This window comes from Agromyces luteolus (assembly GCF_009729855.1).
In the GTDB taxonomy this organism is placed as follows: Bacteria; Actinomycetota; Actinomycetes; order Actinomycetales; family Microbacteriaceae; genus Agromyces; species Agromyces luteolus.
Genome location: NZ_WODA01000025.1, coordinates 589,227 through 603,325 on the forward strand (window position 1 = coordinate 589,227; position 14,099 = coordinate 603,325).

General features: G+C 72.6%; 11 protein-coding genes. 6 read left to right on the plus strand and 5 right to left on the minus strand.

Features of this window, described 5'->3' with window-relative positions:
• Positions 1-2: 2 nt before the first annotated feature.
• Both GLX25_RS16390 and GLX25_RS16395 read left to right on the plus strand, forming a co-directional pair.
• Positions 3-1,292, plus strand: coding sequence for a glycosyltransferase (locus tag GLX25_RS16390; protein WP_155843585.1), 1,290 nt, complete (start codon positions 3-5; stop codon positions 1,290-1,292).
• A 143-nt stretch (positions 1,293-1,435) separates the two neighbouring features.
• On the plus strand, positions 1,436-2,098 hold the full coding sequence (locus GLX25_RS16395; protein WP_166548916.1) for an SIMPL domain-containing protein: 663 nt from the start codon (positions 1,436-1,438) through the stop codon (positions 2,096-2,098).
• Positions 2,099-2,135: 37 nt separating this feature from the next.
• On the opposite strand, the gene GLX25_RS16400 is transcribed toward GLX25_RS16395, so the two are convergent.
• The 5 genes from GLX25_RS16400 to prfB form a co-directional block, all read right to left on the minus strand.
• Positions 2,136-2,873, minus strand: coding sequence for a tyrosine-protein phosphatase (locus tag GLX25_RS16400; RefSeq protein ID WP_166548917.1), 738 nt, complete (start codon positions 2,871-2,873; stop codon positions 2,136-2,138).
• A 45-nt stretch (positions 2,874-2,918) separates the two neighbouring features.
• On the minus strand, positions 2,919-3,395 hold the full coding sequence (gene smpB, locus GLX25_RS16405; protein WP_166548918.1) for an SsrA-binding protein SmpB: 477 nt from the start codon (positions 3,393-3,395) through the stop codon (positions 2,919-2,921).
• Between the two features lie 116 nt (positions 3,396-3,511).
• Positions 3,512-4,423, minus strand: a complete 912-nt coding sequence (gene ftsX / locus GLX25_RS16410) for a permease-like cell division protein FtsX (RefSeq protein ID WP_166548919.1) — start codon at positions 4,421-4,423, stop codon at positions 3,512-3,514.
• Complete coding sequence (ftsE, locus tag GLX25_RS19440; protein WP_205719921.1) at positions 4,420-5,922, minus strand: cell division ATP-binding protein FtsE; 1,503 nt, start codon at positions 5,920-5,922, stop codon at positions 4,420-4,422. Before ftsE ends, ftsX begins: the two co-directional genes overlap by 4 nt.
• A gap of 84 nt (positions 5,923-6,006) precedes the next feature.
• On the minus strand, positions 6,007-7,113 hold the full coding sequence (prfB, locus tag GLX25_RS16420) for a peptide chain release factor 2 (RefSeq protein ID WP_155843590.1): 1,107 nt from the start codon (positions 7,111-7,113) through the stop codon (positions 6,007-6,009).
• Between the two features lie 79 nt (positions 7,114-7,192).
• Between prfB and GLX25_RS16425 the strand changes: the two genes are divergently transcribed.
• The 4 genes from GLX25_RS16425 (at position 7,193) to GLX25_RS16440 (ending at position 13,884) form a co-directional block, all read left to right on the plus strand.
• Complete coding sequence (locus GLX25_RS16425) at positions 7,193-8,521, plus strand: MFS transporter (protein WP_155843592.1); 1,329 nt, start codon at positions 7,193-7,195, stop codon at positions 8,519-8,521.
• 108 nt (positions 8,522-8,629) lie between these two features.
• The gene (locus GLX25_RS16430; RefSeq protein ID WP_166548920.1) at positions 8,630-9,835 is read left to right on the plus strand and encodes an FAD-dependent oxidoreductase; all 1,206 of its coding nucleotides are present in this window, start codon (positions 8,630-8,632) and stop codon (positions 9,833-9,835) included.
• Positions 9,832-10,650: a TIGR01458 family HAD-type hydrolase gene (locus tag GLX25_RS16435; protein ID WP_155843594.1), complete on the plus strand. Its 819-nt coding sequence runs from the start codon at positions 9,832-9,834 to the stop codon at positions 10,648-10,650. The genes GLX25_RS16430 and GLX25_RS16435 overlap by 4 nt, the downstream gene beginning before the upstream one ends.
• 135 nt (positions 10,651-10,785) lie before the next feature.
• Positions 10,786-13,884 (plus strand): M14 family metallopeptidase, encoded by a 3,099-nt coding sequence (locus GLX25_RS16440; protein ID WP_205719922.1) that lies wholly within the window; start codon positions 10,786-10,788, stop codon positions 13,882-13,884.
• Positions 13,885-14,099: the final 215 nt, after the last annotated feature.

Sequence of the window (14,099 nt, forward strand, 5' to 3'; positions counted from 1 at the left end):
CCATGAACGCTCCGCCTCGCAACCGCCTCGTCATCGTCAACCGCGCCGATCCGGTGATCTGCGGCCATTCGGTCGAGGGCCGCAACCTCGCCGAGGCCGCGCTGCAGCGCGGGTTCGACGAGGTGCGCATCGTGACCTGGCCGATCGACCGGCTCGAGGCGGCGGGGCTGCCGCTGAAACCCTTGGATCGGATGCTGCCGTACAGCCCCGGCATCATCGTCGAACGGCCGGAGCCCGTGGGCGACTACAAGGTGCCCGACGGCCGCTACCTCGCGGGGATCACCGGCCGCCTCGTCGAGCTGTTCACCGACGGGGTGCCGACGGTGTGCCTGTCGCTCTACCTCAGCCCGCACACGGTGGCCGTGACCGACGCGGTGCGCGCGGCGTGGAGCACGGGCCTTCCGGTGAACGTGACGACGATCGCCGAGGCCGTGGGGTCGGATGTCACGAACGTCGTGCGCTCGTGCGTGGAGGAGGGCCGGTTCGGCGCAGCCGCGCACATCCTCTCGAGCTACCTCGCGCAGGACCACTGCGTGGCGGTCTCCGAGTACACGCGCGAGCTCATCGTCGCCGCGGCCTCCGAGATCGACGCGTTCCACGGCACCCGCTTCGCGGAGCAGTGCCGGGACCGGATCCGCATCTCGTACCCGGCGATCGACACGTCGCAGTACCTCGACCTCGACCCGGCGATCGTGCGCGGCGTGCTCGCCGCACGCGGGCTGGAGCCGGACGGCTACGTGCTGTTCCTGTCGCGGCTCACCGAGGCCAAGGGCGTCGACGACCTCATCGCGGGGTTCGAGCGCACTGCGGCCCACGACCGGCTGAAGCTCGTCATCGTGGGGCGCGGCCCGGCGGCCGAGGAGTTCCGCGCCCGCGCGGCGGTCTCGCCCGTCGCCGACCGGATCGTGTTCCTCGACGACGTCGACGACGCGGAGAAGCCGTACCTGATGGCCGGCTGCGCCACCTACGTGCTGCCGAGCAAGCCTCGGCCCGAGTTCGTGGAGACGTTCGGGATCGCGCTCGCGGAGCAGATGCTGGCGGGCGGCGGCACGGTGATCACGACCGACACGGGCGGCATCGGCGAGGCCGTCGGCGAGCACGCGATCATCGTGCCGGTCGACGACCCCGATGCCATCGCCGACGCGATCGACCGGGCGCTCGCGTTCTCGCCGGAGGAGCGCGCGCTGCGCGCCGAGCGGGCGCGGGCCTACGCCCTGCAGTTCGATCGCGGTGCGGTGTTCGAGCGCCTCTTCGACGGTGCCGGGGTGCTCCCCGAACGCGCGATCGCCTGAGGCATCGTCGGGCGCCCGCCGGCGGCTCCCGCCGCGGGCGCCCGGCGACGTCCGGGGTGCGGACGTATGCTGAGGTCTGCCGCGCCCGTGCGCGGCCGACCGACGCCCGCGTTCCGCGCGGCCGCACCGCCGGGAGGTCCCCTTTGCCGACCACGATCGCCGTCACCGGGCGCGCCGAGGAGCGCGTCGAACCCGAACTCGGCGCGGTCTCGCTCGCCGTGTCGTCGAGCGGCCCCGACCGCGATCGCGTGCTCGCCGCCGTCGGCGAGACCCACGAGCGGCTGCTCGCCGCGATCCGCGAACTCGACGGCGCGGGAGCGCTCGAGTCGTGGTCGGCCGGGCAGTTGCGCGTCTGGTCGCATCGCCCGTGGAACGAGCAGGGCCGGCAGCTTCCGCTCGTGCACCAGGCCTCCGCCGAGCTCGAGGTCGTCTTCCGCGACCTCGAGGCGCTCGGCGCCTGGGTCGGTCCGACCTCCGCGGCCTCCGACGTGACCGTGCAGGGCGTCGAATGGCGGCTGACGGATGCCTCGCGCTCGCGCGTGCAGGAGGCGGCGCAGCGTGCGGCGGTCGCCGATGCGGTCCGCAAGGCCGCGGTCTACGCCGAGGCGCTCGGTCTCGGCGCCCCGACGCCGGTGGAGCTCGCCGACCACGGCCTGCTCCAGGCGCAGCCGATCCCTCGGGCGCACAAGGCGGTGGCGATGCGCGCGATGGCGATGGACGCCTCGGATGCCGGCCCCGCGCCGGAGTTCGCCCCGGCGAAGCTCGTCGTCGAGGCATCCGTCGACGCGCGCTTCACGGCCGGCTGACCCGCCGCCGCGGTCGCGACGACGGTCGCGCGCGACCTCAGTCGCGGTCGATCAGCCACGCCTCGAGCGCGACCAGGTCGTCGTGGTCGAGACCCGACGCCAGGAGGTACTCGCGGACGGTGCCGTGGCTCCGCTCCACCTCGTCGAGCGCGGACTCGAGCGCCTCGCGCGGGCTGCCGCCCATGAGGACGCGCAGTTCGGGGGTGTCGGGCACGCCGTAGTCGCCGATGAGCGCGACCATCTCCTCGAGCCACTCGCCCGCGAGGTGCCCCTCGGTGAGGGCGTAGTCGACGATGACCGCCTCGCGCTCGACGCCCGCGGCGAGCAGCGCGAGCGCGACGACGATGCCGGTTCGGTCCTTGCCCGCGGTGCAGTGCACGACGACGGCACGTTCACCGGCGCTCGAGATCTCGCGCAGCGCCTCGACCACGACGGCCGAGTGCTTGGTGACGATGCGCTGGTAGAGCGCCTCGAGCGAGATGCCCCGCCCGCCCTGCGACGCCCCGGACCCCTCGAAGACGGGCAGCCGCAGCACCTCGACGTCGAGGCCGGCGAGGTCGTCGGGCATGGCCCGGGCCTCGTTGTCGTCGCGCAGGTCGACGATCACGCCCACTTCGAGCCGCCGGAGCGCCTCCCGTCCGTCGTCGCCGAGCCGGTGCAGCCCGTCGGAACGGAAGAGCCGGCCCGGGCGGACCGTGCCGCCGCGCGCGGGCAACCCGCCCACGTCGCGGAAGTTGTACGTGCCCGGCACCGGGATGCGCGTCGAGATCTCCACGCGCCGGAGTCTAACCCCGAGTCCCGTCAGGAACCTCGGAAGGCGCTACTCCCCAAGGTGCCGGCGGCTCGCCATGGCGCGCTCGGCCTCGCGCTTGTCCTGCCGCTCGCGGAGCGCCTGCCGCTTGTCGTACTCGCGCTTGCCCTTCGCGACCGCGAGCTCGACCTTGGCGCGCCCGTCCTTGAAGTACAGCGACAGCGGGATGAGCGTGTAACCGCCCTCCTTGGTCTTGTGGCTGATCTTCACGATCTCCTGCTTGTGCATCAGGAGCTTGCGCTTGCGTCGCGGGGCGTGGTTGTTCCACGTGCCCTCGGTGTACTCGGGGATGTGCACCGCGTCGAGCCAGATCTCGCCGCCGTCGATGAAGGCGTACCCGTCGACGAGCGACGCCCGACCCTGCCGGAGCGACTTCACCTCGGTCCCCGAGAGCACGATGCCGGCCTCGTAGGTGTCCTCGATCAGGTAGTCGTGGCGCGCCTTGCGGTTGGTCGCCACGACCTTCTCACCGCGTTCCCTGGGCACGGTCCACTCCTCGCTTCGATGACGGATGCCGCCGGCGATCGCCGGCAAGCCCTTCAGTCTAGCGGCGGTCGCGGCATCCGAGGCCCGCGGGCCGGCCCGGGCACGGCTCGACCCGGTCAGACGCGCAGGTAGCGGCGGATCGCGATCGCGGCGGAGACCGCCGCGAGGAGCACCCCGACGGCGACGAGGAGCGGCACGACGAGCAGCGCGTCGTCGAGCCCGACGAACGTGAACGACAGCGAGTCGGCGAGGTAGCCCTGCACGAAGAAGTACACGATCGCGACGACCGCGCCGCCCGCGAGCAGTGAGCCGAGCAGCCCCGCGAAGATGCCCTCGAGCACGAACGGCGTCTGGATGAAGCGGTTCGAGGCGCCGACGAGCCGCATGATGCCGAGCTCCTTCCGGCGCGAGAACGCCGAGAGCCGGATCGTCGTCGCGATGAGCAGCGCCGCCGCGACGAGCATCACCGCCGCGACCGCGATCGCCGTGTAGCTCCCGGCGTTCAGCACGTCGAAGATCTGGTCGAGGTAGCGGCGTTGGTCGACGACCTGCTCGACGCCGGAGAGCCCGGCGAGGCTCTCGACGAGCACCGCGGACTGCGACGGGTCGGTGAGGTTCACCCAGAACGTCTCGTTGAGCACGTCGGGCGTGACGTAGTCGGCGGCGGGCGTGCCGGCGAACTGCTCCTGGAAGTTGGCGTACGCCTGGTCGCGGTCCTCGAAGTAGTACTCGTCGATGAACGGCGCGAGCGTGTCGCCGCGCAGCTGCGCCTCGACCGCCTCCTTCTGCTCGGGCGTCGCCTCGCCGTCGAGGCAGCCCTCGGTGGTCGACACGGCCGTGCAGAGATACACGGCCACCTGCGCGCGGTCGTACCAGTAGCCGCGCATCTGGGCGATCTGCAACTGCAGCAGCGCCGCGGTGCCGACGAACGTGAGCGAGACGAACGTGACGAGCACGACCGAGATGACCATGGTGGCGTTGCGGCGCAGGCCGTTCGCCGCCTCCGCGAGCACGAGACCGACCCTCACTTCACCGGCCCCACTTCCTGGTCGTCGTCGCCGGCGCGCGGGCCGGCCGGGCTTCGCAGGCCGAGACGCTCGGCGAGCGTGAGGTGCGCGGACTTCGTGCTCACGGGCGCCGCCGGCCTGCCGGGCGGCCCGCCCCTGCCGTCGCCGTCCTCGGCGGTCGCGCCGGCCTCCGCCGCGTGCTCGGCGAGCGGCTCGACGGGCATGGTCGCGGCGGCCGTGATCTCGGCGGCCTCGTCGGTGACCGCGTCGCGCTCCTCGGGCTCGACGTAGAGGGGCGGCGCATCCTGCATGACCTTGCGGGTGACCTTGGGCGCGGCCACGCCGACGGTGCCCGTGTCCATCGGGGTGTCGACGGATGCCTCGTCCGCGGCCTGCGCGGCGGCTTCGGCCTTCGCAGCGGGGCGACGGGCCGGACGCTTCTTCCTGGACGCGGGTCGCTTCGCCGTGGTCGGTGCGGTCTCGTCGACGGATGCCGCGGCATCCGTCGACGCGGCCGGCTCGACGGCCTCGGCATCGGCGTCGGCGCCGGCCTCGGCGTCTGCGCGGACGTCCGCGTGCTCGGCCGCGTGGAGGGCCTCCTCGGCGCGGATCGAGGCGACGAGGGCGTCGGCCGTCGTGCCGTCCGCCGCGGCGCCGGCCGGGACGGGCGTCGGCTCGGCGGGTTCGACCGCACCGGGCTCGGCCCCCTCGGCCTCGTGCGCGACGCCCGATTCCGCGCCGACCGCGGCGAGCGCCGCCGCCGCGCGATCGGACGGCACCGCGTCGCCCGCCGGGATCGCGCCCACGACCGACGTGGTGGGTGCGGCGAGGTCGCCGGCGACCGCGTAGCCCGCGCTGCGCTCGTCGCGCACGACCTCGCCGGAGCTCAGCTCGATCACCCGTCGCTGCATCTGGTCGACGATGCCCGCCTCGTGCGTGGCCATGATCACGGTCGTGCCGGACGCGTTGATCCGTTCGAGCAGCGTCATGATGCCCGCGCTCGTGACCGGGTCGAGGTTGCCCGTCGGCTCGTCGGCGAGCAGGATCTGCGGCTTGTTGACGATCGCGCGCGCGATCGCGACGCGCTGCTGCTCGCCGCCGGAGAGCTCATGCGGCATCCGCTTGCCCTTGCCGTCGAGGCCCACGAGCTTCAACGTCTCGGGCACCGCGGACTGCACGAACCCGCGCGACTTGCCGATGACCCGCAGCGCGAACGCGACGTTCTCGAACACGTTCTTGTTCGACAGCAGGCGGAAGTCCTGGAAGACGACCCCGAGGTTGCGGCGGAAGTACGGGACCTTGCGCGTGGAGATCGCGCGCAGGTCCTGGCCGAGGACGTGGATCTTGCCCGCCGTCGGGCGGTCCTCCTTGAGGATCAGGCGCAGGAAGCTGGACTTGCCCGACCCCGACGCGCCGACGAGGAACACGAACTCGCCGCGCAGGATCTCGACCGTGATGTCGTCGAGGGCGGGTCGGGTCTGTCCCGGGTAGGACTTGGTGACGGAGTCGAAACGGATCATCGGGTTCGAGCGTAGGCGGCCTCGGCCCGAAACGGGCCAACGACACCGGAAAACGTCGGGCCGCGACCCGACCCGGGCTCCGGCCTAGTCGTCCTTCTGCTTGCGCCAGCGGATGCCGGCGGCGATCAGGCCGTCGAGGTCGCCGTCGAACACCGTCGCCGGGTTGCCGACCTCGTAGCCCGTGCGCAGGTCCTTCACGAGCTGCTGGCCGTAGAGGAAGTAGGAGCGCATCTGGTCGCCCCAGCTCGCGGTGATGGTGCCCGCGAGCTCCTTCTTCTTCGCGGCCTCCTCCTCGCGCTTCAGCAGCAGCAGTCGCGTCTGGAGGACGCGCATGGCCGCGGCGCGGTTCTGGATCTGCGACTTCTCGTTCTGCATCGAGACGACGATGCCGGTCGGGATGTGCGTGAGGCGCACGGCCGAGTCGGTCGTGTTCACCGACTGGCCGCCGGGGCCCGACGAGCGGAAGACGTCGACGCGGATGTCGCTCTCGGGGATGTCGACCTCCTGGGCCTCCTCCATCACCGGGATGACCTCGACGGCGGCGAAGCTCGTCTGCCGCTTGTCGGCCGACCCGAACGGGCTGATCCGCGCGAGGCGGTGGGTGCCGGCCTCGACCGAGAGGGTGCCGTAGGCGTAGGGCACGTCGATCTCGAAGGTCGCCGACTTGATGCCCGCGCCCTCGGCGTACGAGGTGTCCATGACCTTGACCGGGTACTTGTGGCGCTCGGCCCAGCGCAGGTACATGCGCATGAGCATCTCGGCGAAGTCGGTGGCGTCGTCGCCGCCGGCGCCCGAGCGGATGGTGACGACCGCGCCTCGCGCGTCGTACTCGCCGTCGAGGAGCGTCTGCACCTCGAGCTGGCTGACGGTCTCCTCGAGGGCGGCGAGCTCCTTGCGGGCCTCGACGGCGGAGTCCTCGTCCTCCATCTCGTTCGCGAGCTCGACGAGCACCTCGAGGTCGTCGATGCGCCGCTCGACGTCGGTCACGCGCTTGAGCTCGGACTGGCGGTGGCTGAGCGCGCTCGTGACCCGCTGCGCGTTGGCGGGGTCGTCCCAGAGGGACGGCTCGCCGGCCTCCTCGGAGAGCCGCGCGATGTCGGCCCGGAGGGCGTCGACGTCGACGACGGCGCGGATGTCGCTGAAGGTGGTGCGCAGGGAGGCGATCTCCTGCGTGAGGTCAAGATCCAACATGGCCCGACCAGCCTAGTCGCCCGGGACGCGACGGGCCTGCGCGAGCCCGTGCCGGCGGTCGGGCGTACGATCGCAGGCGATGACCGCCGACACCGCCCACCCGTTCTCGTGGCGGTCGATCGTCCTCCCGGCCTACCTGCCGACGCTGCTGTTCTCGCTCGGCGAGGGCGCGCTCATCCCCGTGATCCCGGTCGTCGCGGTCGATCGCGGCGCCTCGCTCGCGCTCGCAGGGCTCATCGCGGCCATGCTCATGGTCGGCGGGCTCGTCGGCGACCTGCCGGCCGGATGGCTCGTGGCCCGCATCGGCGAGCGCGCGGCGATGATCGGGGCGTCGGCGCTCGCGGCGACCGGCACCCTCCTCGCCCTCGCCGTGCCGACCGGGTGGGCGCTCGCGGTCGGCATGTTCCTGCTCGGGCTCGCGGCGGCCGTGTTCGGGCTCGCGCGCCACGCCTTCCTCACGAGCTACGTGCCGGCACGTGTGCGCGCCCGCGCGCTGTCGACGCTCGCCGGCGTCTTCCGCGGCGGCTGGGCGATCGGCCCGTTCACGGCGGCCGCGATCATCGCCTGGACGGGCTCGGCGACGGCCGTGTTCTGGGTCCTCGTCGTGGCGTGCGCGGCGGTCGTCGCGGTGCTCCTCGTCCTGCCCGACCCCGAGCGGGTGTTCGGCGCCGCTGTGCGGGTGCGGGCGGCCTCCGCCGAGAACGGGGTCGGCGCCGCGACCGCCGAGCAGGGCCGAGCGGATGCCGCGGGCGGCATCCGTCACGCGATCGTCGCGTATCGCGGGGTGCTCGGGCGGGTCGGCACCGGCGTGGGGCTCCTCGCGGCGGTCCGCGCGAGTCGCATCGTGATCGTGCCGCTCTGGGCGGTCTCGCTGGGCATGCGGCCGGATGCCGCAGCGCTCGTCATCGGCATCGCGGCGGCGGTCGACTTCGCGCTGTTCTACGTCAGCGGCCACGTGATGGACCGGCACGGCCGGCTCTGGAGCGCGATCCCCGGGCTCGTCGGCCTCGCGGTCGGCCACCTCGTGCTGTCGGTCACGCACGACGTGCCCGGCGCGGTCGCGTGGTTCACGGCGGCCACGATGCTGCTCGGCGTCGCGAACGGGCTCTCGTCGGGCGTCGTCCTGACCCTCGGCGCCGACCTCGCGCCCGCGTCGAACCCGGCGCCGTTCCTCGGCGCGTTCCGCACGATCGCCGACGCCGGCGGCGCGGCGGCGCCGCTCGCGATCTCGGCGATCACGTCGGCGCTCTCGCTGATGGCGGCCGCCGCGGCGATGGGCGTGGTCGGCCTGGTCGGAGCGGGCCTGCTGTGGCGGTGGATCCCGCGGTACGTGCCGCGCGCGCCGCGGCATCCGTCGCCCGAACCGCCCGAGCCCGACGAGGCCTGGACGCCCGCCGCGGACACCTGAGCCTCGACGGGGTCGCACCGCGCGGGCCGGACGACCCGGGATCGCCCGCTCGGCCGGAGTAGCGTCGGCACCGGGCGGTGGACTCGGCATCGCCGGAGCGGAGGCACGGTGAGGGCTGCGGTCATCGGGGCCGGGATGGCGGGCCTCGCGAGCGCGCGGCAGCTGGCGCTCGCGGGCTGGGAGGTCGACGTGCTCGAACGGGCAGACGGCCCGCGTGCGGACGGCTACATGATGGACTTCTTCGGCCTCGGGTTCGACGCGGCCGAGCGGATGGGCCTCCTGCCGCGGCTGCGCGAGGTCGCCTACCGGATCGGCGCGGTCGAGTACGTCGACGCGCGGTCGGGCCGGCGGACCGCGAGCATCGACTACGACCGGTTCGCGGAGGCCCTCGGCGGGCGCCTGCTGAGCCTCATGCGCCCCGACCTCGAGCTCGTGCTGCTCGACGCGCTCGCCGACGCGCCCGCGGACTCGGTGCGCGTGCACTACGGCGTCACCTACGACCCGGCCGAGGCGGGCGACGGCGGCGGCGGGCTCGGCGGCGGGCTCGGCGGGCGACTCGCCGGCGCCGATCTCGTCATCGGGGCGGACGGCATCCATTCGAGCGTGCGCGCGGCGCTGTTCGGCGACGAGTCGCAGTTCGTCCGCCCGCTCGGGCTCCGGGCGGCCGCGTACGTGATCGACGGCGCGCCCGACCTGCACGCCGAGTTCGACGGGCGGTTCGTGCTCACCGACACGGTCGACCGCCAGGCCGGCATCTACGGGCTGCGCGACGGCCGGGTCGCGGCGTTCCTCGCGTACCGCGGGGACGCGCACGACGGCCTCGACCCCGACGAGGACGCGCCGACGCGCCTGCGCCGCGTGTTCGGCGGGCTGTGGCCTCCGATCGACCGCCTGCTCGAGCGCTGCCCGCCGCACCCGTACGACGACGTGGTCGCGCAGGTCGTGCTCCCGCAGTGGCACCGCGGCACGACCGTGCTCGCCGGCGACGGATGCCAGGCCGTCTCGCTCCTCGCGGGGCAGGGCGCGTCGATGGCGATCGCCGGCGCCGAACTGCTCGCCGACCTCGTCGGGCCGTGCCGCGACGCCGCCGCGGTCGAGGCGGCGCTCGGCGAGGTCGAGCGCCGGTGGCGTCCGGTCGTCGAGGAGAAGCAGGCCGCCGGGCGCCGGGCGGCGAACACGTTCCTGCCGCCCGACCGGCTCCGGCTCCTGCTCAGGCGGTGGACGCTGCGCGCCTCGTCGCTGCCGGTCGTCGACTCGCTCGTCATGCGCTCGATCGCGGGTGGCACCGGGCTGAAGGGACGGGCCGGCGCATGAGCACCCGCGGCGTGCTGCTGGACCTCGACGGGGTGTTCTACGTCGGCGACGAGCCGGTGCCGGGCGGCGCCGAGGCGGTCGCGTGGCTCGTCGAGCGCGGCATCCCCCATCGGTTCGTGACGAACACGACCTCGCGCCCCCGGCGCGACATCGTCGCGAAGCTCCGCGGCATGGGGATCGAGGTCGGCGTCGCCGAGGTGCTCACGCCGGTCGTCGCGGCGGCGGCCTGGCTCGAGGCGGAGGGTTGCCGCCATCCGGCGCTCTTCGTGCCCGAGGCGACCGCGGCCGAGTTCGTGGAGCTCGGCGTGGGCGCGGCCGGTCCCTCCGATTTCCCCGACGCGGTCGTCGTCGGCGACCTCGGCAGCGGATGGGACTTCGCGACGATGAACCGCGCCTTCCGCCTGCTCGCGGCGGATCCCGGCATCCCGCTGGTGGCCCTCGGCCTCACGCGCTACTGGCGCGCCGAGGACGGACTGCGGCTCGACGTGGGCGCGTTCGTGCGCGGAATCGAGTACGCCTCCGGGCGCGAGGCCGTGGTGCTCGGCAAGCCGGCCGCCGCCTTCTATCGCGCCGCGGTCGACTCGCTCGCCGAGGCGCCGGGTGAAGCGGTGATGGTGGGCGACGACATCAGGTCCGACGTCGAGGGTGCGCAGCGCGCGGGACTGACGGGCGTGCTGGTGCGGACCGGGAAGTTCGACCCGGCCGATCTCGATGGTGCGATCGAACCCGACGCGGTGCTCGATTCCGTCGCCGAACTGCCCGGATGGTGGCGGAATCGATCGTCCGGCGGCGGAATCGACGAATCCTCGGGCTGAGTCTTGACAGCCCGAGAGGCACGCGGCCAAGGTGGCCCGTAGGGTCCGCAGGCGCCAGAAGCGTGGCGAGCTTGGTACGCACAACGTCGTCGTCACCAATCCCCTCTGGCCGGAAGCCGGACCGGAGGGGTCGTCATGACTGGAAACCGTTCCACCCGAACCCGGATCGCCCTCGGAACCGCCGCCGCGGCGCTCGCCGCGGCGATGCTGAGTCCCATCGGCGCGAACGCCGCGGAGGACGACGTCGGCGAACTCGACATGTACACCGCGGAGGTCAGCGCGGAGCAGGCGGCCGACATGGCCGCCTCCGGGCTCGACATCGCCGCGAGCAAGGCGTCCGGTCGCGGCGTCGAGATGCAGCTCATCCTCTCCGAGGCCGAGGCCAAGGGGCTCTCCGAGCGCGGCATCGACGTGAAGCTGACGAAGGGCAAGAACGGCAAGTCCGCGAAGCAGTCGGCGCAGGAGCAGGCCGCCTCGGGTTACGACGTCTGGCGCTCGTACGACGAGCCGGGTGGCTATCGCGACCAGATGTACCAGCTCGCCAAGGACAACCCGCAGCTGGTCAAGCTGGTCGTCCTCGGGCACACCTACGAGGGTCGCGAGATCATCGCCCTCAAGCTCACGCAGGGCGCGAAGGGCCAGAAGGACGGCTCGCGTCCGGCGGTGCTCTACAGCTCGACGCAGCACGCGCGGGAGTGGATCGCGGCGGAGACCAACCGGCGCCTGCTCAACTGGTACATCGACGAGTGGCGGGCGAACGACAAGGAGGTCAAGGACCTCCTGAAGTCCACCGAGCTCTGGTTCCTGCTCGTCGCCAACCCCGACGGGTACCAGTACACGTTCGACAGCGAGCGGCTGTGGCGCAAGAACCTCCGCGACAACGACGGCAACGGCGAGGTCAACCGGGGCGACGGCGTCGACCCGAACCGAAACTACGAGGAGCACTTCGGGTACGACGAGGAGGGCTCGTCGTCGCAGACCGCGAGCGAGACCTACCGCGGTCCGTCGCCGGCCTCCGAGCCGGAGACGCAGGCGATGATGTCGCTCTTCGATCGCGCGAAGCCGGAGTTCCAGGTCAACTGGCACTCGTTCGGCGAGTGGCTGCTCTACCCGGAGGGATGGCAGATCGGCACGCCGAGCGCTGACGACCCGATCTACTACGCGCTGTCGGGCAACCTCGACAACCCGTCGATCGACGGCTTCGAGCCGGGCCTGTCCTCCGACGTGCTCTACGTGACGAACGGCGAGACGACCGACTTCGCGCATTCCGCGCACGGCACGCTCGCGTGGACGCCCGAGCTGAGCGACGGCGGCAGCGGAGGCGGCTTCGTCTTCCCCGACGACGAGGCGCTGGTGCAGGCGGAGTTCGAGCGGATCCTGCCGTTCTCGACGGATGTCGCGAAGTCGGCCAAGGACCCCGCGAACCCGGTGTCGCACCTCGGCATCGAGACCGAGCCGTTCTACCTGCAGAGCGACGACGACTACAAGGTCGGGCTCCCGCAGTCGAACTTCACGTTCGAGCACTCCTACGGCGACCCGCAGGAGGTGCGCGTGCTCGCGAAGCGCAGCCTCGGCGACGTCACGGCGAAGTACTCGATCAACGGCGGCGCGGCGCAGAGCGCGCCGACGTCGGAGTGGGACGGCGGCGATCGCTACGGCGGCGGCACTGACGTCCACTACCGCGTGATGACCGGCATGGTGACGGGCACCGACCCCGGTGACTCCGTCGAGGTCTGGTTCGAGGGCGGCGGCGAGACGAGCGACTCGTTCACCTACGAGGCCGTCTCGGAGTCGGGTGCCGAGGTGCTGGTGCTCGCGGCCGAGGACTACACCGGCGCCTCGCCGGGGCAGGCCGGTGGCCCGAACTACCTGTCGTACTACACCGACGCGCTCGACGAGAACGGTGCGAGCTACGACGTCTACGACGTCGACGCCAACGGCCGGATCGCTGCGGATGCGCTCGGCGTGCTCTCGCACTACGACGCCGTCGTCTGGTACACGGGCGACGACATCGTGACGCGCGAGCCGGGCTGGGGCGGCGGCAACGCCTCGCGTCTCGCGATGGACGAGCTGCTGAACGTCCGCGACTTCATGAACGAGGGCGGCCAGGTGCTCTACACGGGCGACTGGGCGGGCAGCCAGTACACGCCGAACCTCGGCACGCAGTACTTCGACCCGACGTCGGCGAATGCCGAGTGCCGCGCCGACCCGGCCGTGCTGGCCCGATGCAAGGCGCTCTTCGGTTCGGGCGACGCGACGAACGACGTGCTGCAGTACTGGCTCGGCGCCTACGTGGCGGTCGACTCGGCGGGCCTCGACGAGCAGGGCGACGTGCTCGACGCGCTCGGCGTGGACGTGCCGCTCGAGGGCCTCAGCTGGGGCTTCAACGGCGGTGACAGCGCGCAGAACCAGATCCACACGAACTCGTTCATCACGACGAGCGGCGTGCTGCCCACGTCGGACTACCCGCAGTTCGACAGCTGGGTCTCCGCCCGCTGGGACCGCGCAGGCGGTCCGTTCGAGCCGCACACGGGTGACTACTACCTGTACTCGCAGCTGGGCGACGTGTCGTACAAGCAGGTCATGCGCACGATCGACGTGCCGGCCGGCGGCGCGACCCTGTCGTTCTGGACGTCGTACGACACCGAGGCCCACTGGGACTTCACGTTCGTCGAGGCGCACACCCCGGGTCAGGACGACTGGACGACACTGCCCGATGCCAACGGGCACACGTCGCAGGACACGGGCGACAGCTGCCTCTCCGGCTGGAACGAGCTGCACCCGCAGGTCGACCATTACCAGACGCCGGGCACGTGCGAGCCGACCGGGTCGAGCGGCGAGTGGAACGCCGCATCCGGCAACTCCGGCGGATGGCAGCAGTGGGAGGTCGACCTCAGCCCGTGGGCCGGCGGCCAGGTCGAGGTCGCGCTCTCGTACGCCAGCGACTGGGCGACGCAGGGTCTCGGCGTGTTCTTCGACGACATCGAGGTCTCGACGGGCGAGGGCACGACCTCGTTCGAGGCGGACCTCGGCGGCTGGGAGATCACGGGCCCGCCCGAGGGCAGCTCGCCCAACCCGAACAACTTCATCCGCACCACGGCGGGCGGGTTCCCGGAGGCCGCGGTCGTGGCCACGCCGGGCTCGCTCTACGCGGGCTTCGGGTTCGAGGGCATCACGGATGCCGCGACCCGGGCCGAGTGGATGGATGCCGCGTTGAGCCACCTGCTGGACTGACGCGCGCAACCCGTTCGGGACACCGAGACGGGGCGGCCGGCGACCTTCGGTCGCCGGCCGTTCCGGCGTATCCACAGCCCCGCGACCGCGCCCCCACGGCGACCCGCCGAGCCCTATGGTGAGGCGCATGCCGACCGCCGATCGCTCGTCACCCGTGAATCCGCATCGATGTCCGCTCCCCGCGGCGAGCGACCACCGGGTGGGGACGATCTGGG